This window comes from Methylobacterium mesophilicum, assembly GCF_022179445.1.
Taxonomy (GTDB): domain Bacteria; phylum Pseudomonadota; class Alphaproteobacteria; order Rhizobiales; family Beijerinckiaceae; genus Methylobacterium; species Methylobacterium mesophilicum.
The window spans coordinates 144,434-170,261 of record NZ_BPQU01000001.1 but is presented as its reverse complement, the minus strand read 5'-3'; the positions used below and the strand labels follow the sequence as shown (position 1 = coordinate 170,261).

Below are 25,828 nucleotides of genomic sequence, written 5' to 3'. Positions count from 1 at the left end.
AACTTATGTGAAGAGGGCGTCGTGATCCGTGTTGCCCAAGTCGCGCCGAACATTTTTCCCGTTCCCCCAAACCATCACGGCGGCACCGAGCGGGTTGTGCACGATCTTAGCACGGCGCTGCGAAGCTTGGGCGCGGAAATAACGTTATTTGCCCCCTCGGACAGTGCGACAGACTTGCCCCGGGTCGGCGATTACCCGAGCCTTGCGGCCCTGGAACAGCGCCACGGCCGGGTCGCGCCCGGGGTTCCGGCGGCGCTGGACGCCCTCCAATTGGAGGCGCTGCGGCTGCGGCTGCACGAGTTCGACATCGTGCATTGCCATGGCGAGTTCGCCCACGCGGCGCTGCTCGGTGCGGCCCGCGGGCGCAGCTTGACCACGGTGCATTGGCGGGTGGACGAGCTTGACCGGGCTCTGTTCTTCGCCGGCTTCCCAGATCTGCCGGTGGCGGCGATCTCGGCCGCGCAGGAGGCCGGCATCCCGGCCTCCAACCGGGCCGGGATCGTGCATCACGGCATCGACCGGGACCGCTACGCCTTCCAGGCCGAGCCGGAGGCGCATGTCGCCTTCGTGGGACGGATGACCGACCAGAAGCGCCCGGACACCGCGATCCGCGTCGCCCGGGCGGCCGGGATGCCGATCCGGCTGGGCGGCACCATCGATGTCGGCAACCCCGGCTATTTCGACCGCCAGGTCCGCCCGCTGCTCGGGCCCGACGCGACCTATCTCGGGCCGGTCGACGACGCCCGGAAGGGCTCGCTCCTGGGTAGTGCCCGGGCGCTGCTGTTCCCGATCGACTGGCCCGAGCCGTTCGGGCTGGTGATGATCGAGGCGATGGCCTGCGGCACCCCGGTGGTAGCCTGGAACCGGGGATCGGTCCCGGAGATCGTCGAAGACGGCGTAACGGGTTTCATCGTCGAGTCCGAGGCGCAGGCTTCGAAGGCTATTCGAAGAGTCGGCAGCCTGGACCGCGCATTAATTCGAAGAACATTCGAGACGCGGTTCACCGCCGAGCGCATGGCGCGCGATTACCTCGCACTCTACCATCGCCTGCTCGCCCGCTGATGCGCACGGCGCTCCTGGCCTGGGACTACCCGCCGTCGCCCAGCGGACTCTCCACGGCGGCCCGGGAGATCGCCGAGAGCCTCGCCGAGGCGGGCGCCGACGTGACGGTCTTCACGCTGGACCGGATCGGCCGGGAGCGGGTCGGCGGCGTCACTGTCATCGGTATTTCGCTACCACCGGGCAGCTCGCTGGCGCGGCTGCGCCTTTGGGGCACGGTCGGTCATCTCGCGGCGCCGCTGGCCTTCCGCCGGGCGGTGCTGGCGGAGCATGCCCGGGCGGCGTTCGATGTGGTCGAGGCGACGAACTGGTACGCCCCGGCCGTGCTGCTCGCCGCCCGCCGGGACCTACCTCTGGTGACCCGCAGCTCGACGCCCGCCGCCTTCACCCGCAACGGGAATCCCAACCTGCGCGACCGCCTCGACGGTGCCGCCGCCGACCGCCTGGAGCGCCGCCAGGCCCAGGGCAGCGCCGGGCTGATCGCCAACACGCAGGCGCATGCCGAGGTGATCGCCCGGGCCTACGGGCTGTCGGGCCGCCGACCGGAGGCGGTGATCGGCCTCAGCCTGCCGCCGGAGATCGCCGCCGCCCAGGCGGCGCCTTACCCGGCAGCCGGGACGGGGCCGGTGCGTCTGCTGTTCGTCGGCCGGGCCGAGGCGCGCAAAGGCTTCGACGCCCTGCTCGACGCGATGGTGATCCTGGCTGCAGAGCAGGTGCGCGGCGAACTTCCGTCCTTCTCGCTCGACTTGGTCGGGGTGCCCCCCGGCGACATGCCGGCGGACCTGTCGGAGGCCGCCAGGAGCCGCATCCGGGCTCGCGGCAGGATCGACGCACAAGGCCTGGCCGAGGCCTATGCGGGCGCGCACGTCGTCCTGGCGCCCTCGCGCTACGAAAGCTTCGGCCTCGTCTACCAGGAGGCCCTGGCCTATGGCCGGCCGGTCGTGGCCTGCGCCGAGGATGCGAGCGCCCGGGCCTTCGTCGGCGTCCCCGAGGCGGGACCGTTGGCGAAGGCGGCGACCGGCCCCGCCATAGCCGAAGCCCTGCGCCCGCTCCTGCGTGATCCCGCTTTGCGCTCGGCCTACCGCATCCGGGCCTTAGCGGCGGCGGGCCGGTTCGACCGGGCGAGCCTCGGGCGCGAAACCTTGGACCTCTACCGGCGGGCGATCGATCAGGCGCGGTAGGGTCGCAGCAGCGCCTCCAGCTCCTCCGGCCGCCCGCGCCCCGGATCCAGGGCCTCGTAGTGCTGGGAGCGTGCCCGGACATGCGCGCCGGTGAGCGCATGGTCGATCGCGCCGTGGAGCGCGATGAAGCTCCGGGGCCAGCGGCCGGAAAGCGCTGGCCGCTCGTGCACGCGGCCGGCATAGCGCGTCCCGGCCCGGTTCAGCCGGTACTGCACGTCCGGATAGACATCCGACAGGATGCCGTCGATGCGGTTGCGCCGGGGAAGTCCGACCGAGATGACGTCGCCGGCCTCGGCGAGCGCCGCCAGCGCGGGGAGATGCATTCCGGTCGCAGGATCGAGGGCCTCGTCGGCGTCGAGCTGCAGCATCCAGGCGTTGCGGGCGAGGTCCTGCAGCGCGTTGCGCTGGGCGGCAAAATCGCCCGCGAGGGGGCGCGCCGCCAGACGCACCGAGCCGTGCGCGAAGCCTGAAACCGCGACGGCGAGGGCCGGGGCAGCCGGCGCATCGAGCAGGATCGCGACATCCGCCGTCCAAGTACCTTGCGCCGGCAGCGCCGCCAGCACGGAATCCCGCTCGGCCGGGCGGCAGATCACCCCGAGCGAGACCGGGCGCCACTCCGCGCCGTCGAGGTCGTACAGGGCGCCTTGCGCGGCGCGCGTGCTGTGCGGCTGAAGCAGGGCGATGCGATCAGCGGGAGCGAGGGGGCGGATCCCGCGGCCGAGCCGGGTCGCGGCGCTGCGCAGGGTGTAGATGTCGAGGCCGTAGCCCGCCTCCGGGTCGGGAACGAAGACGGGCGCGGCGAGCCGTCCGGCGAGGTCCCGCCAGCATTGGTCGGGGTCCGCATCCGGCTCGATCAGGACGCCGCAGGAGTCACACCCGATCGCGAACAGCCGTCGGCGCCCGCCCGGGAAATCGAGGCTCCGCGCGTTCGGCGCCAGCATGTCGGCGGCGCAGACGAAGCAGCGGCGGAGGGGGGTCACAGCCCGTTCCGGTTTGTCGCGGCGCCCTGGCGACGCGGAGCCGGCGCCATACCTTGGCTGTTCCTCGCGACCCAGCCACCCATGTCCATCGCCATCGACTTCTTCCGCCCGGAGCGCGCCGACCCGCGCGCCTCGCTCGCCATCGTCGGAAACGCTCCCGGGATCGGCCCGGTGGCGCGCGCGATCGACGCGGCCCGCCATGTGGTGCGCTTCAACAACGCCCCGGGCTTCGGCGGCCGCACAGGCTCGCGCGTCACGCATCTGGCCCTGGTCAATCGCGGCGGGCAGATGCGCGAATGGCTGGCCGATCCCGGCTTTCTGGACCGTCCGGTGGTCCGAGAAGCAGAGGCGTTCATCCTGCCGTTCCCGATGCTGCCCGTGGAAGCGAACGCGCCCGAGCCGATCTGCTGGACCCGGCAGGCGCTGGCGCTGCTGCGCCCCCTCGGCAAGCCAGTCCATCTCCTGCCCGAGACACTGCACGACGAGGCGAGGCGCCGGCTCGCGCCTGGTACCAACGGTTCCCCGAACCCAAGCACCGGCTTCCTGGTGAGCCTCGCGCTGCTGCGCGACCGCCCGGCGGATGCCGGCCCGGTGAACATCCACGGCTTCGGCTTCGCAGGATGGCCCGGCCATCCCTGGGCGGCCGAGCGGGCCTGGTTCTCCGAGGCCGCAGCGGCCGGGCGCCTGCGCCTGCATCCACCCGAGGTGACGGACGCATCATGACCACGCTGATCACCGTCCTGAAGAGCGGCGGTCGCTACGACGCGACTTGGGTCGAGCGCCTGGCCCGGGGCGTGCGCCGCCACGCGCCTGCCTTCGACCGGTTCCTCTGCCTGACGGACTTGCCGCTGAATGTGGCCGGGGTCGAGCGAGTACCGCTGCGGCACGACTGGCCGACCTGGTGGGCCAAGATGGAAGCGTTCCGCCCGGGCCTTACGGAGGGCACGACCCTGCTGTGCGACCTCGATACCGTCCTCACCGGACCGGCCGACGCCCTGGCCGAGCCCGGCTTCGCAGCCATGGAAGATTATTTCCACCACGGCCGGCTCTCCAGCGCCCTGCTCCGCTGGGAGGGGGACGACCTCGCCGGCCTCTACGCGACCTTCACGGCCGATTCCGCACGCTGGATGGCGGCCGGCTCCTGCGGCTCGGTTCCGAACGCGGTGCATGGGGACCAAGTCGTGATCGATCACCTGCTCCGCCGAGACGGCCGCTATCCGGATTTCTTTCAGCGGATCCATCCGGGCCTTTTGGATTTCTATGATCCCCGTCGCGAGGCTCATGGTCCAGTCGTGATCTTCATCGGCGCTTCGAAGCCGGATACGATTTCTGGTCCTGTTCACCAGGCTTGGGCACGCATTTGAAACACTATGAATGCCAAACTACCTAAATCTGATAAATAAAAGATCTTATAGATAAATAATAACTGAGCTTTTTAATTCAAAGTATTTATATTTTATGCGTTTTAATCGATCTTCCTCAGGCAAGTAGCCAATTTTACGGTGCCAGCAAATCTGCGTTTACCGCGTTGATGGCACCACACCGAAAAACCCAAAGAATATGTCGCGTACGAGGAAGGCGGGTCCGTCCTGTGCGCGAACCACGCATCAGAATTGACCATATGCGCGGAATGCGCAATCTACTCGCCAGGCGAGGTCGGCATTGCCGACCGGACTATAAAAATTCGCGTGCATCACGCAGGGAGGAAACGAGCATGCAGATCCCGATCAAGCGGGCGATCGAGCGTGTCCCGGGCGGCATGATGGTCGTGCCCCTGCTCATCGGCGCGTTGATCGCCACGTTCTTTCCGGGAACCCCGAAGTATTTTGGTTCTTTCACGGGAGCGCTATTCTCGGGTGCGCTGACGATCCTGGCCGTGTTCTATGTTTGCATGGGTGCAAGCATAGATTTTCGCGCCACCCCTTACATCGTCAAGAAAGGCGGCACCCTTCTCCTCGTGAAGATCGGGATCGCCTTGATCCTGGGGCTGATCTTCGGACGGGTTCTCGGTGAGGCGCCGGTTGCCGCGGGAATGTTCGCGGGGCTGTCCACCCTGGCCATCGTCGCGAGCATGAACGACACGAATGGCGGTCTCTACATGGCGCTGATGGGCCAATATGGGCGCCCGCGCGATGTCGGGGCCTACACGGTCATGTCGCTCGAGAGCGGACCCTTTCTGACGATGGTAACGCTGGGCGTCGCCGGCCTCTCGGCGTTTCCCTGGCAGACGCTGGTCGGCGCGGTTCTCCCGCTCCTCGTCGGCATGATCATCGGAAACCTGGACCGCGAGATGCGCGCATTCCTGAGCCGCGCGATCCCGGTGATGATCCCGTTCTTCGCCTTCGCCCTCGGGGCGGGCCTCGATCTGAGCAAAGTGTGGCAGGCCGGCCTGCTGGGCTTGGCGATGGGGGTCGCGGTCGTGGTCCTCACCGGCATCCCGCTGTTCCTCGCCGATCGCCTGACAGGCGGGACAGGTGTTGCGGGCGTCGCTGCCGCGTCGACGGCCGGCAATGCCGCGGCCGTGCCCGCGATCGTTGCCGCGGCCAATCCGGCCTACGCGGATGCCGCCGGTCCTGCGACGATCCTGGTCGCGGCCTGCGTCGTCGTCACGGCGATCCTGGTCCCGATCGTCACCGCCTGGACGGCGCGAGTCGTCGGCCGCGGCGGAGACGAGCTGGAAGCGCTCGATGGAGAGCCCGTTGGTCCCGCGCCGGTCAGCCGCGCCTGAAATGGGCGCGCGCTGGCTCATCCTCGCCGACGATCTGACGGGCGCCGCCGACTGCGCGATCGCGTTCCGGCGGCGCGGAAGCGCCGCGGCCGTGATGTGGGGTGATGCGGCGCCGGACGATCAGCTTCCGATCCTGTCGTATGATGCCGACAGCCGTGGTCTCTCCGCAAAGGCCGCAGCCGGGCGCCATGCTGCTCTGCTGGAGCGACTGCACAGCGTGGATCGACGCCTGTTCAAGAAGATCGACTCGACGATGCGGGGGCAGCCCGCTGCCGAAAGCGCCGCAACGTTGGCGCATCTGCGTACCCGATACGGTCAACAAGCCTTCGGTGTGCTGGCACCGGCTTTCCCCGCGACAGGCCGGACTACGGTGAATGGCCGGATGCGGGTCGGCGGCCGTCCGTTAGAGGAGGCGGAGGTCTGGCGGCGCGATCATACCTATGCCAGCGCCGACCTCGGCGCGATGCTGGCGACTGCCGGGATCCGGGCCGGAACGATCACACTGCCGGTAGTGCGAGGTGGCCGTCTCGCCGACATGCTGGCGGAGGCTGCCGCCGGTCCTGACGAAATCGTCGTCTGCGATGCCGAAACCGACGACGACCTGCACCGTATCGCCGAGGCAGGACTGGCTGCGACGCCGTCTGCCTGCTTCATCGGCAGTGCCGGGCTGGCGCACGCACTCGCGGCTACCGGGCCGAAGGCTGCACGCGAGCCGGTCCGGATCACACCGGACGGGCGCGGCACGCTCCTCGTGGTCGGTTCGCTCGCCGAAATCTCGCGCGCCGGTGCCAGGCGTCTCGTCGCCGACGGCTGCGTCGCGCACCTGCCGGTCTCCCCAGAGACGTTGCTGGCCCGGGAAGGCCAGGGGTCTCTGGCGACGCAGCTCGCGGAGTGGCTGACAGCCGGCCAGGATGTCTTGGTCGAGATCATGCTCGGCGGCGAACCCGACATGAGTATCGGGCCGCGGCTCGCGCGTGCGCTGGCCGAAGCGCTGGCGCCGACCGCCGGGCAAATCGGGGCGCTCGCCGCCACGGGCGGCGAGACCGCGGCGGCGCTGTTGACGCGCTTCGATATCCACGGGATCCAGCTGGCCGACGAGATCGAGCCGGGCGTCTCGCTCGGCCTCACACTGGGTCGGCTTTCGATCCCCATCGCCACGAAGGCCGGGGCGTTCGGCGACGCCGACAGCCTCGCGCGCATTCGTGACCGCCTGCGCAGAGCGCGAATTGAAGGAAGCCTGACATGACCCGTCCGACCATCGCCATCACCATGGGCGATCCCGCCGGCATCGGGCCGGAGATCATCATGAAGGCGCTGGCGCATCCGGAGGTCCACGCGATCTGCCAACCGCTGGTGGTCGGCGATGCCGGGCGCCTGCGGCAGGCGGGCCGCATCGTCGGGGCCACGATCGGGGTCGCTTCGCTGGCCGATGCGGGCGACGCAGCGTTCGACACCGACGCGGTTCAGTGCATCGACCTGAAATGCGTCCCCGACGACCTGCCGTTCGGGAAGTTGTCCCCGATCGCCGGCGAGACCGCCTATCGTTGCATCGCGGCGGCGGTGGAGATCGTCCAGGCGGGGCAGGCGCAAGGCATCTGCACCGCGCCCTTGTCGAAGGAGGCGCTGCACGCGGCCGGCCACAAGTTTCCCGGCCACACCGAGATGCTGGCCCATCTCACCGGGACGCCGGAAGTCTCGATGATGCTGGTCTCGCCCAAGCTTCGGGTGATCCACGTCACGACCCATATCGGCCTGATCGACGCCATCGCGCGGATCGAGCCCGGCCTCGTCGAGCGCGTCATCGCCCGGGGACATGCGGTGCTGGTGAAGGCCGGCATCGCCGAGCCGAAGATCGGCGTCTGCGCCATCAATCCGCATGCGGGCGAGAACGGCCTGTTCGGTCATGGCGAGGAGGCGGAGAAGATCACGCCGGCGGTCGAGGCCTGCCGCGCAAAGGGCTGGGACGTTCGTGGCCCCCTGCCGGCCGACACCTTGTTCTTCTTGGCCGGCCGGGGCGATTACGACATGGTGGTCGCCATGTATCACGATCAGGGTCACGGCCCGATCAAGGTGCTGGGTCTCGAGGCCGGGGTGAACATCACGGTCGGCCTCCCGGTGATCCGGACCTCCGTAGATCACGGGACGGCCTTCGACATCGCCGGCACGGGCGTCGCGGACGAGCGCAGCTTGATTGAGGCCTTGCGGCAGGCGGTCGAGCTGGCGCCGAAACCGCTCGCGGCTTGACAGGATTGCCGGGACGGATGGAAGCGCCTCCTGTCGCGGGCAGGTAGGAAGAGCACGGCTATGCGCGGTACGGAACGCCGGGCGCGGCTGTTGGAGGCGCTGGGGCTGGGTGAGATCGATGTGGACGATCTCGCACGACGGTTCGGCGTCTCCGCCTCGACCGTCCGGCGCGATCTGCAGCACCTCTCCGACACCAAGGCGGTGCGGCGGACCTACGGCGGCGCCATCCTGGCCGCGGCCATGCCCGAGACCACGCTCGACCAGAGGCTGGCGATCAACGGCCCTGAGAAGCAAGCGATCGCCCGGGCGGCGCTCGCACTCATCGCGGATGGCGAGACCCTGATCCTCGATGCCGGCTCGACGGTCACGGCCTTCGGGCGCCTGCTGATCGATCGACGGCTGCGCATCATCACGAACAATCTGGCGCTGCTTCCCTGCCTTGCGCAGGCACCTGGAATCGATCTCGTCGTCCTCGGCGGCAGCCTGAGAGCCACGAGCATGAGCACCGTCGGCCCCCTCGCCGTCGAAGCACTGCAGAGGATGACCGCGGATCGGACGGTGATGAGCGCGGACGGCGTGGTCGCGGGACGCGGCCTGTGCGAGGCGAGCCTCGATCAGGTCGCGCTCAAATCGGTGATGATCGCGCAGGCGCGCGAGACGATCGTGCTGGCCAACGCGGGCAAGCTCGGGCGCGCGGAGCAGATGGCGTGGGCTCCGCTCCCACGGCGCTGGACTTTGGTCACCGACGCGACAGTTCCAGCGGACGAGCGGCGGCACCTCGCGGACGCGGGCGCCTTCATCATCGTCGCTGACCCCTGACGAACCCGGTGCCGTTGGCAGACGCGATCGAACGTTGGGACGGTCAGAGCCGAGCACGCGCTGTGCGATCCCGGTGCGACGGCCGGCCAAGGTGTACCGATCATGACCCAGAATCTGCCCGAGCTACCGCCGGAAGCGTTCGCCAAGCCCGACCGCCATCCCGATCCGCTGTTCTACGCGCAGCCGCGGTTGGTCGCGCATATCGACGCGGCCGCGATCGCCGCCGTGACCGACCTCTACCGTGCGGTCGTGCCTGCCGGCGGCATCGTCCTCGACCTGATGTCCAGCTGGATTAGCCACCTGCCGGACGAGGTCGCCTACGGAAGCGTCATCGGCCACGGGATGAACGCGGCGGAACTGGCCGTCAACCCGCGTCTGGCCCGGCACTTCGTGCAGGATCTCAACACCGAGCCGCGCCTGCCGCTCGACGCGGCGAGCGTCGACGCGGCGCTGCTCTGCGTCTCGGTGCAGTACCTGCAGCGACCCGTGGACGTCCTGTCCGAGGTCGCCCGCATCCTGCGCCCCGGCGCACCGGTGATCATCAGTTTCTCGAACCGCTGCTTCCCGACCAAGGCGGTCGCGATCTGGAGCGCCCTCGACGGTGAGGGGCACGCGCAGTTGGTTAGCCTGTACCTGCAGCGCGCCGGCTTCCCGCGCGTCGAGACCCGCGTCCTGAAGCGCGCGGGAGGCTCGGGCGACCCATTGACAGCGGTCATCGGATGGACGGGCTCGGCCTGACAGCTTTTCGGGGCCGGATGGACAATACAGCGGTCCGCGTCAGCGAATGCCGCCGTCGCTGAGCCGGTACCAGGCGATGATGGCCGACACGTACAGGCGGTGGAACGCGTGCAGCGGCAGCGGTGCGACCGGTGTCAGCGGCAGCGGCAGGCGGTCCGGATCCCCAGTCGCGACGTAGTCGGCGATCAACCGTCCCATGGTGGATTGCAGGCCGACACCGCGGCCCTGGCAGCCGATGTCGATGAGGAGCCCGGGTGCGGGCTCGTGGAGGTGCGGTAGGTAATCCTGCGTGATCGCCACCCGGCCGCACCAGCGATGGTCGAACGCGACCCCGTCGAGCTGCGGGAACAGCTTGCCGACGATGCGCTCGAGATGGGCCCAGTCGCGGGCACCGCGCGGCTCGCGGAACGGACCGCGGCCGCCCATGAGCAGGCGGCCGGTATGGTCGAGGCGGAAATACAGCAGGAGCTTGCGCGTGTCCGACGAGACCTGCCCCTCGGGCAGGATCGAGCGCCGCAGGTTGTCCGAGAGCGGCGTCGTGGCGACCTGAAAGGAATTGGCCGCGATCACGGTCTGCGCGAGCCCGGGCCATAGCCCACCCGTATAGCCGTTGGTGCACAGGACGACACGCTCGGTCGAGAGCCGCGCGCCCTGAGCCGTTGTGACGGTCCAGGTCGACCCGCTGCGGGTCAGGCCGGTGACGGGGCTGCCGCCGTGGATGGCGGCACCGGCCTTCAGCGCCGCACGGGCGAGGCCGCGGGCGTAACTCAGCGGCTGGACCGCACCGCCGCGGCCGTCGAGCCAGCCGCCGAGGTATCGCTCCGTCCCGAGCAGCCGATCGGTCTCGGCCTTGTCGAGGACCTGGGTCGGCGCACCGAGGCCGGCCCATTGCTCCGCCCGGCGCGCGACCTCGGCGAGCCCGGCCTCGGTATGGGCGCCCTGGATCCAGCCCGCGCGCCGGTGCGGCACGTCCATGGCGTGCTTGGCGATCAGGTCGAAGACCGTATCGGCGGTGCTTCCGGCAAAGCGCGCGAGCCGCTCGCCGCGCTCGCGCCCGAACTTGGCGACGAGGGCGGCGGGATCGTATTTCAGGCCCGGGATGACCTGACCGCCGTTGCGCCCAGACCCGCCGAAGCCGACCTCGCGAGCCTCCAGCACGACCGGTCGGATCCCGCGCTCGGCGAGGTGCAGGGCGGTCGAGAGGCCGCAGAAGCCGCCGCCGACGATCACCACATCGGCGTGCCCGGATTCGGACAGGGGCGGCGTCTCGGGCCCCGGTGTGGCAGTGGTAGCCCAGAGCGACGGCGCGAGGGGAAACGGTTCGGCCACGGTAATCCCTAGAGCGGATGCAGCACCCGCTGCAGGAAGTCCTGGGTGCGCGGGTGTTGTGGGCGATTGAGGATCTCGGCGGCCGGCCCCTGCTCGACCAGGCGACCGCCATCAAGGAACAGCACGCGGTCGGCGACCTCCCGGGCGAACCCGATTTCGTGGGTCACGACGATCATGGTCATGCCCTCGTCCGCCAGCCCGCGCATCACCCGCAGGACATCGCCGACAAGCTCGGGATCGAGGGCCGAGGTCGGCTCGTCGAACAGGATCGCCTCCGGGCGCATGGCCAGGGCCCGCGCGATGGCGACGCGCTGCTGCTGGCCGCCCGAGAGCGCATCGGGCCGGGCATGCTCCTTGCCGGCCAGGCCGACCCGGGCGAGCAGCGCCCTGGCGCGATCCTCGACCTCGGCGCGGGGCTCCCGCTTCACGTGGATGGGCCCCTCGACGACGTTCTCCAGCGCGGTGCGATTGGCGAACAGGTTGAAGCGCTGGAACACCATGGACACACGGGTCCGCACCGCCTGGATGCTGCGCTTGTCCCGGTCGACGCGCTGGCCGTCGACCCGGATCTCGCCGCCGTCATAGGCTTCGAGTCCATTGATGCAGCGCAGCAGCGTCGACTTGCCGGAGCCTGAAGGCCCGATGATGCAGACAACCTCGCCCTTCGTGACCTCGGCCGAGACGCCCTTGATCACTTCCAGCGAGCCGTAATGCTTGTGCACATCCTGAAGGACGATCACCGGTGGCGCCCCTTCGCTTCGAGGTGGCGCACCAGCAGGATCAGCGGAAGGCTCAGCGCCAGGTACATCAGCGCCACCATCGTGTAGACGCTGGTGTTCTTGAACGTCGAGGAGGCGATGAGCTTGCCCTGGAGGGCCAGTTCCGCGACCGTGATGGTCGAGGCCTGCGACGAATCCTTGAGCATCATGATCATGATGTTGCCGTAAGGCGGCAGCGCGATCTTGACCGCCTGGGGCAGGATCACCCGACGCATGGTCATCCACCAGCCCATGCCGATCGACAGGGCGGCCTCGACCTGCCCGCGGTCCACCGCCTCGATGCCGGCCCGGAAATTTTCGGCCTGGTAGGCCGAATAGGCGATCCCGAGCCCGATGATCGCCGCCTGCACCGCCGTGAGCGACAGGCCGAAATCCGGCAGCACGAAGTAGATGTAAAACAGCTGCACGATGATCGGGATGCCGCGCAGGATGTTGATCATCACCGCGCTGAACCCGGCCAGCACGGCGATCCCGGAGACCCGCAGCACCGCCCAGAACAGGCCCAGGACGGTCGAGACCACCAGGGAGGCCAGGGTGATCAGAACCGTTAGCTGCACGCCCTGGAACAGGATCGGCAGGTAATCCTGCGCGTCGGCCAGGAACTCGCGCATGAATCTCAGGACCGGTCGGCCGAGGGCGGCAGACCCCACTTCATCAGGATCTTCTCGAGCGTCCCGTCGGCCTTCAGCTTGGCGAGCGCGGCGTCGATCTTGGCGAGCAGTGCGGTGTCGGCCTTGCGCACGCTGATGCCCACCGAGGCGACGACAGTCGGCTTGAGGGTCTCGACCAGGCGGACGCCGGGAAACATGCCCTGCTTGACGTAGTAGGCCAGGATCGGGGCGTCGGCGAAGCCGGCCTTCAGCCGCCCGGAATTGACGTCGCGAATGATGTCCGGGATCGCGTCGTAAATCTTCACCTCGGCGAAAAGACCCGATTTCTTCAACGGATCGACGAAGGCGGTACCGACCTGGGCGCCGACGGTCTCACCTTTCAGGTCGGCGAAGGACGTGTAGTCCTTCGTGTCGGCCTTCGGGACGATCAGCCCCTCGCCGTAGCTGTAGACCGGAGCCGAGAAGGCCACGACCTCCTTGCGCTGGGGTGTGATGAACATCGCCGCCGAGATGATGTCGATCTTCGAGGCGGTGAGTGCCGGGATCAGCGTCGAAAATTGCAGTGGCTCAACCGCGACGGCGAACCCGGCCTCCTTGCCGACCGCGTTCACGAGATCGACCATGACCCCTTGGATCGAGTTGGTCTTGGTGTCGAGGAAGGTGAACGGCAGGCCGGTGGGCGTGGCCCCGACCCGCAGGGGCGGCTCGGCCCTGGCCGGGCCGGCGATCAAGAGGGCGAGGCTCAGGCCCAGGCTCGGAAGCAGGCGTCTCATGGCGCGGATCCTCGACACTGGCATAGCGCGACTCTTCGCTATCGCTCGTCTGTTTTCATATCTGTGAAGATTACCGCACGGTTCGCGGCTCGACGCAAGATGATTTCACGTGCATGAAGATGCCACGGACTCTCCAGGATGACGCGGCGGTGAGCAGGCCCAAAGTCGAACCGATGGCGGCCGATCCCGTGGACCGGGCCGTGGGCCAGCGGCTGCGCGCCCTGCGCCAGGAGCGGCGGCTGTCCCTGGAAAAGGTCGCGGCCAGCACCGGCCTCTCGATCGGCTTCATCAGCCAGGTGGAGCGCGGCCTGTCCTCGCCGTCCCTGCGCGTCCTGGCCCTGCTCGCCGACACGCTCCAGACCGGGATCGGCGGCCTGTTCGAGACGACCGCCCCGGAGAAGGACCCCGACCCGATCGTGGTGTTCGAGCGGGACCGGGCGGAACTCAAGCTCTGGCGCGCCGGGATCACCAAGCAGCTTCTGACGCCCGCGGGCAGGACGCCGAGCCTCAGCCTGTTCCACATGGTGCTCGAGCCGAAGGCCAGCACGGGCGACGAGCTGTTCAGCCACGACGGCGAGGAGGCCGGCCTGGTGCTCGAGGGGCGCCTGACCCTCGTGGTCGAAGCCCGGACGCTGGACCTTGCCGCCGGCGACAGCTTCCGCTTCGCCAGCCATCGGCCGCACCGTTTCGGCAATCCGGACGGCCGGACGCGTGCCGTCGTCCTGTGGGTCAACGCGTTGGGGGCGGATCGAGCGCCGGATCCGTGACTGGCTGCAACGCTCGCGCACAAGTCAGCGCAGCGGCCCGGCGGAGGGAGACTTCCGCTAGGTGTTTCGCAGACCAAGGCGACCGGTCTTGACGCTGAGTTGTAGCCCGTGCCCTCGTAACACGCACAAAAAGAAGCATCCGACGGGAGGTCCACCATGGCGCTGATCCGCAGCTGCGTCCTCTCGGCAGCGATCGCCTGCGGCGCGATGGCCGGGGCAGCCGCGGCGGAGCCGATCACCGTGAAGGTGGGTGTCCTGAACGATATGTCGGGGGTCTACTCCGACACCGGGGGCCAGGGCTCGGTGGTCGCCGCGCGGCTCGCGATCGAGGATTTCGCCAAGACCGACGCCAACGTGCGGGTCGATCTCGTCTCCGCCGACCACCAGAACAAGCCGGATGTCGGCGCCGCCATCGCGCGGCAATGGTACGATCGCGACGGGGTCGACGCGATCTTCGACGTGCCGACGTCCTCGGTGGCCCTGGCGGTGAGCCAGGTCACGCGCGAGAAGAACCGGATCTTCATCGATTCCGGCGCCGGGACCACGGACCTGACCGGCAAGGCCTGCTCGCCCAATACGATCCAGTGGACCTACGACACCTATGCCCTCGCGCACGGCACAGCCGGCGCGATGCTCAAGCGCGGGGGCGAGTCCTGGTACTTCCTCACCGCCGACTACGCGTTCGGGATCTCGCTTCAGAACGAGGCCTCCGCGGTCGTCCAGAAGGGCGGGGGCCGCGTGCTCGGTGCCGCCAAGGTGCCGTTCCCAGCCACGGACTTCTCGTCGTTCCTGCTTCAGGCACAGGCGTCGGGGGCGAAGGTGGTCGGGCTCGCCAATGCCGGCGGCGACACGATCAACGCCGTCAAGCAGGCCCATGAGTTCGGTCTGATGGAGAGCGGTCAGACCCTGGCGGCATTGCTCGTCTACGCGGTGGACGTGCATTCGCTCGGCCTGCAGACGGCCCGCGGACTGGTGCTGACCGAGTCGTTCTACTGGGATCTCAACCCCGGCACGCGTGCCTTCTCGGAACGCTTCGCGTCGCGCCACAACGGCACCATGCCGACGATGAACCAGGCGGGCGTCTATGCCGGCCTCCTGCACTACCTGAAGGCCGTCGCGGCGACGAAGTCGAAGGATCCGCAGACGACCATGGCCTGGATGAAGGCCAACCCCACCGACGACCCGCTGTTCGGCAAGGGCTCGATCCGGGTCGATGGCCGCAAGCTGCACCCGATGTACCTGTTCGAGGTGAAGGCGCCGGCCGAATCCAAGGGCGAGTGGGACCTGTACAAGCTCCTCGACACCATCCCGGCCGAGCAGGCGTTCCGCCCCCTCGCCGACGGCGGATGCCCCCTGGTCGCGAAGAACTAGACCCGGAGGACGGCGTCCGGCGCAGGCACGGGTGCGGCCCTCGACGAAGGACGTTCGGGAGATCACTCGCCATGCTGCGTGATATCAGAGGACAGGTCGCCTGGGTGACGGGAGCCGGGTCCGGCATCGGACAGGCCGCCGCGATTTCGCTCGCCAAGGCCGGGATGCGGCTGGCCCTCACCGGGCGGCGGGCGGACGCCCTGGAGCAAACCGCGGACCTGGTCCGCGCCGCGGGCGGCGAGGCCCTGGTGGCGCCCGCCGACATGGGCCGCGCCGCCGACGTCGAGCGTGCCTGGGCGGCGGTCCACGCGGCCTACCAAGGCTGCGACATCCTGGTGAACTCCGCCGGGCTCAACGTGCCGAACCGGTCCTGGAGCGAGATCTCGAATGCCGACATCGACGCGGTGATCGGCGTAGACCTCAACGGCCCCTTCTACGCATCCCGGGCCGTGCTTCCGACGATGCGCGCCCAGCGGGGCGGCCTGATCATTCAGGTCTCGTCGTGGGCCGGCCGTTACGTGTCCAAGCTGACGGGGCCGGCCTACTCGGCGGCCAAGCACGGGCTGGTCGCGCTCTCCGAGAGCCTGAACCAGGAGGAATGCGGACACGGCATCCGCTCCTGCTGCATCTGCCCCGGTGAGGTCGCGACACCCATCCTGGACAAGCGTCCCGTTCCGGTCACGGCGGACGACAAGGCGCGCATGCTGCAATCGGACGATCTCGCCGAGACGATCCTGTTCGTGGCGCGCCTCCCGGCGACCGTCTGCGTCAACGAGATCCTGATCAGCCCGACGTGGAATCGCGGCTACCTCGAAGGGATCAAGCTCTGAGCGGGAAAGATCGCCCCCGATCATCGGTTTATCGGGATCCGCGGCTCGATGTGGCCCTCTTGAAGGGCATGAGGCTTGCGGAGATCGGTTCTGCTAGCCGGGGACGTCCACGAGGCCGATATGCAGTACCGACACGATGCGCCCTACGCCTCCCGGCGCTCGCCCGTCTTCGCCCGCAATCTCGTCGCCACGTCGCAGCCGCTCGCTACGCAGGCCGGGCTCAGGATGCTGCAACAGGGCGGCAACGCCCTCGACGCCGCGCTGGCGGCGGCCATCGCGCTGACAGTGGTCGAGCCCACCGGCAACGGCATCGGGTCGGACGCCTTCTGCATCCTCTGGCACGACGGCAAGCTCCACGGGCTCAACGCGTCCGGCCGCTCGCCGGCGGGTTGGACGCCTGAACGCTACGTTGGGCACGCCGCGTTCCCGCATCGCGGCTGGGACACCGTGACGGTCCCGGGTGCGGTCTCGGCTTGGGTTGAGCTGTCGCGGCGGTTCGGGCAGCTGCCGTTCGAGCGCCTTTTCGAGCCGGCCATCGGTTACGCCGAGGCCGGCTTCCTGGTCTCGCCCGTCATCGCCGAACTCTGGAGGCGCGGCGCGGCGGAACTGAAGAACCAGCCCGGCTTTGCGGCCACCTTCATGCCGGACGGGCGCACGCCAGCCGCCGGCGAGCTGTTCCGGTCGCCCGGCCATGCGCGCACGCTCCGGTCGATCGCCGAGACGCGTGGCGACAGCTTCTACCGGGGGGCGTTGGCTCTCCGGATCGCGGATTTCGCCCGCGCGCACGGGGCGGCGCTCGACGAGGGCGACCTGGCCGACCACAGCGCGGATTGGTGCGGCACGATTCAGCAGGATTTCGGCGGCGTGAGCCTGCACGAGATCCCCCCGAACGGTCAGGGCATCGCGGCGCTGATGGCGCTCGGTATTCTCCGGGCGACCGGCCTCGAGGATCTCCCGGTCGACGGCGCGGACGCGCTCCATCTCCAGATTGAGGCCATGAAGCTCGCTTTCGCGGATGTCTACGCCTACGCGGCGGACCTTCGCCACATGACCAAGGTTACCCACGACCATCTGCTGGACCCGGGTTACCTGGCGTCGCGAGCGGCCCTGATAGACCATCGGCGCGCGCAGGTGTTCGGGCATGGAGCGCCGAACGAGGGCGGGACCGTGTGCCTCGCCACCGGCGACGCCGACGGCATGATGGTCTCCTACATTCAGTCGAACTATTCGGGCTTCGGGTCCGGCGTGGTGGTCCCGGAGACGGGCATCAGCCTGCAGAACCGCGGGTACGGCTTCACCCTGGCCGAGGGCCATCCCAACCAGGTCGGGCCGAGCAAGCGCCCGTTCAACACGATCATTCCGGGCTTCGTGATGCAGAACGGCGCACCGCTGATGGCGTTCGGCTTCATGGGCGGGCCGATCCAGGCGCAGGGCCACGTGCAGGTGGTGGTCCGAACCCAGGTGTGGGGGCAGGATCCGCAGACGGCGGTGGACGCGCCCCGCTGGCGCCACGTCGCCGGCCTGCAGGTGGCGGTCGAGACCGCGTTCCCGGCCTCGACGCTGGGCGACCTGGAGGCGCGCGGCCACGAACTCGTCCGCGAGCCGCCGGATTCTGCCTTCGGGTTCGGGGGGGCGCAGCTCGTGCGCAGAATTGAGGGTGGCTACGTCGGCGGCTCCGATCCCCGCAAGGACGGCCATGCCGGCGGATTTTAGATCCTCGCCCGACGACGTCTGAAAACCCCGTCGCGACGCGCGCCTCATCCAACCGAGATCGAGCAGCATATGTCGTCACCGGACGCGGCCGTGAGCGCGACACCCGTCCGCGAAGCGTCGCAAATGTATAAGGCGGTGATCGCGTCCTCGATCGGGAACGCCCTCGAATTCTACGATCTCACGCTGTACCTCTACTTCGCCGTCACGATCTCGAAGCTGTTCTTCCCGACCGACAATCCGACCACGTCGCTACTGATCGCCCTCGGCAGCTTCGGCATCTCGTACTTAATGCGCCCGCTCGGGGCGATCGTGCTCGGCCTCTATGCGGACAGGGCCGGCCGCAAGCCCGCACTGATGCTGTCGATCATGCTGATGATGGTCGGGACCCTCATGATGGTCGTGATGCCGTCCTACGAGTCGATCGGCATCCTGGCCTCGGTCGGCGTGCTGGTGGCACGGCTGATCCAGGGTTTCTCGGTCGGCGGCGAGTTCGGCGCATCGACCGCCTTCATGGTCGAGCACGGGCCGACGCGCAAAGGCTTCTTCGCGAGCTTCCAGTTCGCCAGCCAGGGCCTGGCGAGCGTCCTGGCGGCCTTGTCCGGGGTCATCCTGAGCGCCACGCTGAGCGCTGACCAGATCGCCGCGTGGGGCTGGCGCTTGCCGTTCGCGTTCGGGCTGTTGATCGGTCCCGTGGGCCTCTACATCCGTCGCAACATCACGGAGACGCCCGAATTCGAGGCCTCGGCCGAGACGGGTGAGGCGCGCTCACCCGTACGCGATCTGTTCGGGCAACAATGGCTCAACATGCTGCTGGCGACGGGGCTCGTGGCGACCTCCACGGCGCTGAACTACATGATCAACTACACGCCGACCTACGCCGCCAAGCAACTCGGTCTGCCGTCCTGGATCGGTTTCCTGGCATCGTTCGTCGGCGCCGTCATGCTGATGACGGTCGCACCGCTGGTGGGGCACTGGTCCGATCGGGTCGGCCGGACGCCGATCATGCGGATCGTGGTGATCGCGGTGTTCGTGCTGATGATTCCGGCCTTCGCGCTTCTGATCAGCTACCCGGTCCTGCTCGTCATCGTGCCGGTGCTCGCCCTGATCGGCGGCCTGAAGGCGAGCTACAGCGCGGCCCTGCCGGCGCTCATGGCCGAGATCTTCCCGACCCGCACCCGAAGCACGGGCATGAACATCAGCTACAACGTCGGCGTGACGCTCTTCGGCGGCTTCGCACCGTTCTGGATCGAGAGCCTGATCGCAATCACGCACACGCCGCTCGCGCCCAGTTTCTTCCTGATGTTCGCAGCCGGAATCAGCCTCACGTGCCTGGTGCTGGTCCGTAGGAAATTTGGATTGCGATGATCTGTGTCTCCGTAATCGGAAGAAGGCGGCGGCTGCCGGGTGCAGCTTAAGCCGGGGCGTGTCCTGCAGAGTTTGATCCGGACGTGAGGCAGTCGCCCGGCCTGGGTAACCGGCGCCTCAGGACACCGCCATGAGGAGTTTGTGGGGGGCAGATACCGCAGGGCTGGCATAGGACATCCTCTGCCACACCGTCGTTGCGAGCCTCGATCGTGGGCCCGACCTCGCCCGACGCTGTGATACCGTCCGCGTTCGGCCATAGTCACGCAGGCCGTCCCCATGGCGCTATCGCTCGCCGGTGGACTTCGCCTCACCCGTCCCATCAGGGCGATGGAATTTGTGCGGCGCGCCATAATTCGGCACGTCGAGGGGTGCAGGACAGTCGCGCGGCGCCGCGTTCGGCGGCCGTCGTGTTGGTCGTTAAACGCTTGCTAACGCTTCGAGCAGACCCTTTATGCAGCGATCGGGGACAGCCTCGTGAGCCCGGGCATAGTCCTTGCTCAGGATGCGTTCATCTCGCACGTGCGAGATATCGCGACACGCCGTCCACCGAAGACAGCGTTCATCTTTCTGGAGACCCACGGAATGCCGACCTCTCAGGCCCGCGTGCAGACCGCCGAGGCAAGCCGCTACCTGCAGCAGCTGTGCCGGCACTGGAGCCACAAGTTCAAGGTCGAGGCGACCCCCGAGCACGGCACCGTGCCGTTCGGCGAAGACCGCATCTGCACCTTCGACGCCGAGCCGGACGCCCTGGTGATGCGCATCGACAGCGCCGACCCGGTCAACCTCACTCGACTCGAGAACGTGGTCGCCGACCACCTGGCCCGCTTCGCATTCCGCGAGAGCCTGGGCGATATCCGCTGGTCTCGCGCCGCCTGATCGATCGCCAGGGTTGCCGGAGCGCGGATCCCTAGGACGCGCGAGCGGTGGCGTTCCGCTATGGGCCGCCCGGCTTCAGACCGGGACGGCTGTCTCAATCCTGACCATCCCGGATCCGGCTGCTGGCGTAGGCTTTGCAACCGATAAGCGCTGCGCGAAACCGCGTCGGCAACCGTGGATCGGAGCGGGACGACAGTATGAAGCGACGCACCCTGCTGCGAGGCGCCGGCGCCCTGATGGCCGGAGCCATGGCGCGGCCCGCCCTCGTCCGGGCGGCCTCGGCCACGACACTCCGCTTCGTGCCCTACGCCGACCTCGCTCTACTCGATCCGATCATCACCACGAATTACGTCACGCGCACGCATGCGCTGATGGTGTTCGACACGCTCTACAGCCTCGATGCGTCCTACCGCGCGCAGCCGCAAATGGTTGGTAGCCAGGACGTATTGCCGGACGGGCTGACCTGGCGACTGACCCTGCGCGACGGCCTGCGCTTCCACGACGGCACCCCGGTCCTCGCCCGCGACGTGGTCGCGAGCCTCAAGCGCTGGTCCGGGCGCGATGCCTTCGGGGGAGCGCTGTTCGCAACCGTCGACGAACTCTCCGCCCCGTCCGACACCGTGGTGCAGTTCCGGCTCAAGCGGCCGTTCCCGCTTCTCCCGGACGCCCTGGCAAAGCCGACCTCCTACCTGCCGGTAATCATGCCGGAACGGCTGAGCGCGATGCCGGCCACGCAAGCCGTGGCGGAGATCGTCGGCAGCGGGCCCTATCGCTACGTCGCGACCGAGCGCGTGCCAGGATCGCTCAACGTCTACCGAAAGTTCGAGGATTACCGCCCCCGTCAGGATGGCACGCCGAGCTTCACCGCCGGACCCCGGATCGCACATTTCGACCGGATCGAGTGGCGCACGATCCCCGATGGCGCCACCGCGGCCGGCGCCCTGCGTTCGGGCGAGATCGATTGGTGGGAGCAGCCGCTGGTCGATCTCGTGCCCGATCTGCTGCGCCAGCGCGACGTACGCGTCGAGCTGGTGGAGACGACCGGCCTGATCGGGCAGATCCGCCTCAACCATACCCTGCCGCCCTTCGACAATCCCGCGATCAGCCGGGCGCTCCTGGCGGCGGTCGATCAGAACGAGATGATGGACGCGGTCGCAGGCAGCGATCCGTCGATCCGTCGCGGTCCGGCCGGCATCTTCACCCCCGGCGGCCCGATGGCTTCGGAGGCCGGGATGTCGGTGTTCACCGGTCCGCGCGACATCGCAGCCGCCAAGCGGGCGCTGGCGGCGGCCGGCTACAACGGCGAGCGGGTCGTGCTGCTGGCGGGCACCGACGTGCCGCGGATCAACGCGGTCTGTGAGGTCATGGCCGACCTTTGCCGCAAGCTCGGGATGAACCTCGACCTCGTCTCCACCGATTGGGGCACGGTGAACCAGCGGATCCTCAATGCGAAGCCGCTCGATCAGGGCGGTTGGTCGATGTTCGGCATCTTCTCCGGCGGGCTCGACATGATCTCGCCGGCCTACCATCTGGCGGCCCGCGGCAACGGCCGGGCCGGCGTCCCGAGCTGGCTGACGGATGCGCCTCTGGAGGAGATGCGCGCCGCGTGGTTCGCGGCCCCGGATGTCGGCGCGCAGAAGGCGTTGGCGGCGAACATCCAGTCCCGGGCCCTGGAGGTCGGCGCCTACATTCCGTGCGGCCAGTATTTCCAGCCCACCGCCTACCGGCGCGACCTGGACGGCATGCTCACCGGCTTGCCGCTGTTCTGGAATCTGCGCCGGTCGGCGTGATTGATCAGCCGATCGCCATCAGGCTGGCATTGCCCCCGGCGGCCGCGGTGTTGATCGCGGTCGAGCGCTCCTCGACCAGGCCGGTGAGCGTGTAGAGGTCGCCCGCCGCAAGCGCGTCGACCGTGCGGGCCTGACTCTGAAGGATCGGACCAAGTCGCTCGGCCAGGGCGCGGTTCAGCGTCCGCAGGCCGACGGGATCGCCCTCGTACAGCACCGCCCGGACCTCGCCGGCCTGCGCGAGATCCGCCGTGCGCTCGACCCGGGCCGCGAGTTCGGCCGGCAGCTCGGCCAGGGCCGCGAAGATCCGGTCCGGGCTCAGCACCACGGCGCGGTTGCCGGTGGCGATGATCGCACCGAGTTGAAGGATCAGGCCGCGTTTGGTCTCGGCGATCGCTAACACGCGGCCGCGCGGGCGCAGGGCGTAGAGATTACGCTCCCCGACCGGCCCGGCCAGAGCGATCTCCGCGCCCTGGATCGACGGCAACGCGGCGACGATGTCGGCGAGCGGGTCGTGCCCGCGGGATCGAAGCCACTCCGCGTAGCGTCGGCCGAGATCGCTTGGGCCTTCAAGGCCGGCGAGCGCGGCCTGCGGCGGCCTCTTCAGCAAACGGCCGAGGTAGAGCGGACCGCCGGCCTTCGGCCCGGTACCGGACAAGCCGGACCCGCCGAAGGGCTGGACGCCGACCACGGCGCCGATGACGTTGCGGTTGACGTAGCGGTTGCCGGCGCCGGCGCGGCCGAGAATCCGGTCGGCAGTCTCGTCGATGCGAGTGTGGAGGCCGAAGGTCAGGCCGTATCCGGTGGCGTCGATCTCTTCCAGCAGGCGGTCGAGATCGTGGCGCGCGTAGCGCAGGACATGCAACACCGGCCCGAACACCTCGTGCTCGACATCCGCGACGCGATTGATCGCGATGAGCGTCGGCGGGACGAAGGTGCCGTTCGCCGTCTCGGCCGGCAGCGGGACCTGGTGAATGGCGAAGCCGCGTCCCCGCATCGTCTCGACATGCTGGTTCAGGCGCTCGGCCGCAGCCCGGGTGATGACCGGACCGACATCGACCGCAAGCCGGCGGGGATCGCCGACGACCAGTTCGCGCATGGCGCTGCGGAGCATTTCCAGGGTACGATCCGCGATCTCCTCCTGAAGGCACAGGATGCGCAGGGCCGAGCAGCGCTGGCCGGCGGAATCGAACGCCGAAGCGATCACGTCGGCGACCACCTGCTCGGCCAAGGCAGAGGAATCGACCACCATGGCGTTCTGGCCGCCGGTCTCGGCGACGAGCGGGACCGGCTCGCCGTCGCGGCTCAGGCGTTCGGCCAGGCGTCCCTGGATCGACTTCGCGATCCCGGTCGAGCCGGTGAACATCACGCCCTGCACCCGGGCGTCCCCGACCAAGGCCGCCCCGACATCGCCGGGACCCGGAAGGATCTGTAGGACATCCTCCGGGATGTCGGCGGCGTGCAGCAGACGGATCGCCTCCCCGGCCGCGAGCGGCGTCTCCGCGGCGGGCTTGGCCAGAACCGGGTTGCCGGCCGCCAGGGCGGCGGCGACCTGCCCGACGAAGATCGCCAGCGGGAAGTTCCAGGGGGCGATGCAGACGACCGGCCCGAGCGGCGCGTGCGGGCCGTTCAGAGCCCGCTCGGCCTCGGCCGCGTAGTAGCGCAGGAAGTCCACGGCCTCGCGGATCTCGGCGACGGCGTTGGCGAAGGACTTGCCGGCCTCGCGCACGATCAGCCCGATCAGCGCCGGCATCCGTGCCTCGAAGGCGTCGGCGGCGGCGCGCAGACGGGCGGCGCGGGCCTCGGTCTCCACCGCCGCCCAGGTGTCGGCTGCCGCCTCCGCCCGGGCGAGCGCCGCCTGGATCTCGGGGAACGACGCGGCCCGGACTGTGCCGACCACGTCCCGATGATCGGCGGGGTTGTGCACGGCCATATCGGCGGAGTCCGGATCGGCCCCGGACGGCACGGTGGACCAGGGCGTCCGCCCGCTCTCCGCCAGCGCCGCAGCGAGCTGGGTCAGGGCGGCCTCGTCGGCCAGGTCGAGGCCAACGGCATTGGCACGGCTGGGTCCGTAGAGTTCGCGTGGCAGCGCGATCCGCTCGTGCGGTGAACCCGGGACCGGCATCGCCTCGACGATGGCGACGGGATCGGCGATCAGCGCGTCAACCGGCACGGACGCGTCGCCGACCCGGTTCACGAAGGAGCTGTTGGCGCCGTTCTCGAGAAGCCGGCGCACCAGATAGGCGAGCAGGGTCTCGTGGGTGCCCACCGGCGCGTAGATGCGGCAAGGTCGGTCGAGTTCGGCCCCGCCGACCACCGTTTCGTAGAGCGGCTCACCCATGCCGTGCAGGCACTGGAATTCGTACCGGCCGAGGCGGAAATCGGGTCCCGCCATCTCGACGATGCTGGCCAGAGTCTGTGCGTTGTGGGTGGCGAATTGCGGAAAGATCGCGTCGGGCGCGGCGAGGAGCTTCTGCGCGCAAGCGAGATAGGACACGTCGGTGTGCAGCTTGCGGGTGAAGACCGGGAAGCCCGCGAGCCCGTCCACCTGCGCACGCTTGATCTCACTGTCCCAGTACGCGCCCTTCACCAGGCGGACCATCAGCCGGCGCCGGCTGCGCCGGGCGAGGTCGATCAGCACATCGATCGCGAACGGGCAGCGCTTGCCGTAGGCCTGTACGACGAAGCCCAGCCCATCCCATCCGGCCAGACCCGGGTCGGAGGCCAGGGTCTCAAGGATGTCGAGGGACAGGTCGAGGCGGTCGGCCTCCTCGGCGTCGATGTTGAGACCGATCTCGTAGCGCTTGGCGAGGCGGGCGAGGTCCCGGACGCGGGGCGCGAGTTCCGCCATCACGCGCCCGCGCTGGGATCTCGTGTATCGGGGATGAAGCGCCGACAGCTTGATCGAGATGCCCGGCCCGCGCAGCACGCCGCGCCCGGCAGACGCTTCCCCAATCGCGCGGATCGCCTCCTGATAGGAGCGCAGATAACGGTCCGCGTCCTCGGCGGTGAGGGCAGCCTCGCCGAGCATGTCGTAGGAGTAGGTGAACCCCTTCGCCTCCATACGAGCGGCGTTACGCAGGGCCTCCGCGATGTCGCGCCCGGTGACGAACTGCTCGCCCATCAGCCGCATGGCGAGATCGACCGCCTTGCGGATCAACGGTTCGCCACCGCGCGCGATCAGGCGGGTCAGCGTCGCCGAAAGCCCGGATTCACTGCGTGTCGCCGCGAGCCGGCCGGTCACCAGCAGGCCCCAGGTCGCGGCATTCACGAAAGGCGACGGGCTGTGGCCGAGATGCGCGGCCCAGTCGCCGCCGGCGATCTTGTCCCGGATCAGCGCGTCGCGGGTGCCGGCGTCGGGAATGCGCAGCAGCGCTTCGGCCAGGCACATCAGCGCCACGCCCTCCTGACTGGAGAGGGCGTATTCGTGGATCAGCCCCTCGACGCCGCCGTGGCGGGTGTTGCGGCGCAGGCCCTCTACGAGCCGCCGGGCCGTGTCGGCGACGCGACCGGCCGCGTCTGGCGGCAAGCGGGCGAGATCGAGAAGCGGCGCCACGCAATCCGGCTCGGGGCGCCGACACGCCGCGACCATCGCGGCCCGGAGTGGCGACAGGGCGACCACGTCGTCCGCGAAGGCCGTGAACGGGTCGTCCGCCGGGGCGGCGGGACGGTCCAGAGCGCCTGATCCTGGCATGGTCGCTTCCTCGGGCCGCAAAGACTCAACACGTGCGGGCATCAAGCTACGTCGCCAGGGCATCGTCCCGAAAGGTGGCCGCCGACGTTCGCCAGAACGAGGCCTCTGCCGACGGCGATCGCGAGCCGCTCAGCGCACGGGTCTCGCGCACCTGCCACGACGGCCATGGGACGGAGCGCCATGT

General features: G+C 69.0%; 22 protein-coding genes. 16 read left to right on the top strand and 6 right to left on the bottom strand.

Features of this window, described 5'->3' with window-relative positions:
• Nucleotides 1-21: 21 nt before the first annotated feature.
• On the top strand, nt 22-1,062 hold the full coding sequence (locus MFF40_RS00820; RefSeq protein ID WP_147854595.1) for a glycosyltransferase family 4 protein: 1,041 nt from the start codon (nt 22-24) through the stop codon (nt 1,060-1,062).
• Nucleotides 1,062-2,240 (top strand): glycosyltransferase family 4 protein, encoded by a 1,179-nt coding sequence (locus MFF40_RS00815; protein ID WP_147854594.1) that lies wholly within the window; start codon nt 1,062-1,064, stop codon nt 2,238-2,240. Before MFF40_RS00820 ends, MFF40_RS00815 begins: the two co-directional genes overlap by 1 nt.
• Here MFF40_RS00815 and MFF40_RS00810 read toward each other — a convergent pair.
• On the bottom strand, nt 2,228-3,181 hold the full coding sequence (locus tag MFF40_RS00810; protein ID WP_147854600.1) for a glycosyltransferase family protein: 954 nt from the start codon (nt 3,179-3,181) through the stop codon (nt 2,228-2,230). The genes MFF40_RS00815 and MFF40_RS00810 overlap by 13 nt on opposite strands.
• Before the next feature lie 120 nt (nt 3,182-3,301).
• Here MFF40_RS00810 and MFF40_RS00805 point away from each other — a divergent pair, with 120 nt between their 5' ends.
• From MFF40_RS00805 to MFF40_RS00775, 7 genes are all read left to right on the top strand, one after another.
• Nucleotides 3,302-3,943, top strand: coding sequence for a glycosyltransferase family 29 protein (locus MFF40_RS00805; protein ID WP_147854593.1), 642 nt, complete (start codon nt 3,302-3,304; stop codon nt 3,941-3,943).
• Nucleotides 3,940-4,584: a nucleoside phosphorylase-I family protein gene (locus MFF40_RS00800; RefSeq protein ID WP_147896749.1), complete on the top strand. Its 645-nt coding sequence runs from the start codon at nt 3,940-3,942 to the stop codon at nt 4,582-4,584. Before MFF40_RS00805 ends, MFF40_RS00800 begins: the two co-directional genes overlap by 4 nt.
• Before the next feature lie 350 nt (nt 4,585-4,934).
• On the top strand, nt 4,935-5,948 hold the full coding sequence (locus tag MFF40_RS00795) for a 2-keto-3-deoxygluconate permease (RefSeq protein ID WP_147854599.1): 1,014 nt from the start codon (nt 4,935-4,937) through the stop codon (nt 5,946-5,948).
• A 1-nt stretch (nt 5,949) separates the two neighbouring features.
• A complete protein-coding gene (locus MFF40_RS00790; RefSeq protein ID WP_147897355.1) occupies nt 5,950-7,194 on the top strand; it encodes a four-carbon acid sugar kinase family protein in 1,245 nt (414 codons plus the stop codon).
• Entirely contained in the window at nt 7,191-8,192 is a 1,002-nt protein-coding gene (pdxA, locus tag MFF40_RS00785; protein ID WP_147855079.1) for a 4-hydroxythreonine-4-phosphate dehydrogenase PdxA, read from the top strand. The genes MFF40_RS00790 and pdxA overlap by 4 nt, the downstream gene beginning before the upstream one ends.
• 60 nt (nt 8,193-8,252) lie before the next feature.
• Nucleotides 8,253-9,011, top strand: coding sequence for a DeoR/GlpR family DNA-binding transcription regulator (locus tag MFF40_RS00780; RefSeq protein ID WP_147855080.1), 759 nt, complete (start codon nt 8,253-8,255; stop codon nt 9,009-9,011).
• A 102-nt stretch (nt 9,012-9,113) separates the two neighbouring features.
• Nucleotides 9,114-9,749, top strand: a complete 636-nt coding sequence (locus MFF40_RS00775; protein WP_147855081.1) for a class I SAM-dependent methyltransferase — start codon at nt 9,114-9,116, stop codon at nt 9,747-9,749.
• A gap of 39 nt (nt 9,750-9,788) precedes the next feature.
• Here the strand turns inward: MFF40_RS00775 and MFF40_RS00770 are convergent, their stop codons facing one another.
• The 4 genes from MFF40_RS00770 to MFF40_RS00755 are packed head-to-tail and all read right to left on the bottom strand — an operon-like array spanning nt 9,789 to nt 13,241.
• Nucleotides 9,789-11,078 (bottom strand): NAD(P)/FAD-dependent oxidoreductase, encoded by a 1,290-nt coding sequence (locus tag MFF40_RS00770; RefSeq protein WP_147855082.1) that lies wholly within the window; start codon nt 11,076-11,078, stop codon nt 9,789-9,791.
• 8 nt (nt 11,079-11,086) lie between these two features.
• Nucleotides 11,087-11,818 carry an amino acid ABC transporter ATP-binding protein gene (locus MFF40_RS00765; protein ID WP_147855083.1) on the bottom strand — a complete coding sequence of 244 codons (732 nt, stop codon included), beginning with the start codon at nt 11,816-11,818 and terminating at the stop codon, nt 11,087-11,089.
• Entirely contained in the window at nt 11,815-12,468 is a 654-nt protein-coding gene (locus MFF40_RS00760) for an amino acid ABC transporter permease (RefSeq protein WP_147855084.1), read from the bottom strand. The genes MFF40_RS00765 and MFF40_RS00760 overlap by 4 nt, the downstream gene beginning before the upstream one ends.
• 5 nt (nt 12,469-12,473) lie before the next feature.
• A complete protein-coding gene (locus MFF40_RS00755) occupies nt 12,474-13,241 on the bottom strand; it encodes an ABC transporter substrate-binding protein (RefSeq protein ID WP_147855085.1) in 768 nt (255 codons plus the stop codon).
• Between the two features lie 173 nt (nt 13,242-13,414).
• On the opposite strand from MFF40_RS00755, the gene MFF40_RS00750 reads away from it, so the two are divergent.
• From MFF40_RS00750 to MFF40_RS00720, 7 genes are all read left to right on the top strand, one after another.
• Nucleotides 13,415-14,008: a cupin domain-containing protein gene (locus tag MFF40_RS00750; RefSeq protein ID WP_147855088.1), complete on the top strand. Its 594-nt coding sequence runs from the start codon at nt 13,415-13,417 to the stop codon at nt 14,006-14,008.
• Nucleotides 14,009-14,164: 156 nt separating this feature from the next.
• Nucleotides 14,165-15,379: an ABC transporter substrate-binding protein gene (locus MFF40_RS00745; protein ID WP_147855086.1), complete on the top strand. Its 1,215-nt coding sequence runs from the start codon at nt 14,165-14,167 to the stop codon at nt 15,377-15,379.
• Between the two features lie 71 nt (nt 15,380-15,450).
• Nucleotides 15,451-16,209 carry an SDR family oxidoreductase gene (locus MFF40_RS00740; protein WP_147897349.1) on the top strand — a complete coding sequence of 253 codons (759 nt, stop codon included), beginning with the start codon at nt 15,451-15,453 and terminating at the stop codon, nt 16,207-16,209.
• Nucleotides 16,210-16,329: 120 nt separating this feature from the next.
• Nucleotides 16,330-17,922, top strand: a complete 1,593-nt coding sequence (locus tag MFF40_RS00735) for a gamma-glutamyltransferase family protein (RefSeq protein ID WP_147855307.1) — start codon at nt 16,330-16,332, stop codon at nt 17,920-17,922.
• Between the two features lie 90 nt (nt 17,923-18,012).
• Nucleotides 18,013-19,287 carry an MFS transporter gene (locus MFF40_RS00730; RefSeq protein WP_238259377.1) on the top strand — a complete coding sequence of 425 codons (1,275 nt, stop codon included), beginning with the start codon at nt 18,013-18,015 and terminating at the stop codon, nt 19,285-19,287.
• A 582-nt stretch (nt 19,288-19,869) separates the two neighbouring features.
• On the top strand, nt 19,870-20,163 hold the full coding sequence (locus tag MFF40_RS00725; RefSeq protein ID WP_147855309.1) for a DUF2218 domain-containing protein: 294 nt from the start codon (nt 19,870-19,872) through the stop codon (nt 20,161-20,163).
• Between the two features lie 197 nt (nt 20,164-20,360).
• Nucleotides 20,361-21,953, top strand: coding sequence for an ABC transporter substrate-binding protein (locus MFF40_RS00720; RefSeq protein WP_147855310.1), 1,593 nt, complete (start codon nt 20,361-20,363; stop codon nt 21,951-21,953).
• A 4-nt stretch (nt 21,954-21,957) separates the two neighbouring features.
• On the opposite strand, the gene putA is transcribed toward MFF40_RS00720, so the two are convergent.
• Entirely contained in the window at nt 21,958-25,644 is a 3,687-nt protein-coding gene (gene putA / locus MFF40_RS00715) for a trifunctional transcriptional regulator/proline dehydrogenase/L-glutamate gamma-semialdehyde dehydrogenase (protein WP_238259376.1), read from the bottom strand.
• Nucleotides 25,645-25,828: the final 184 nt, after the last annotated feature.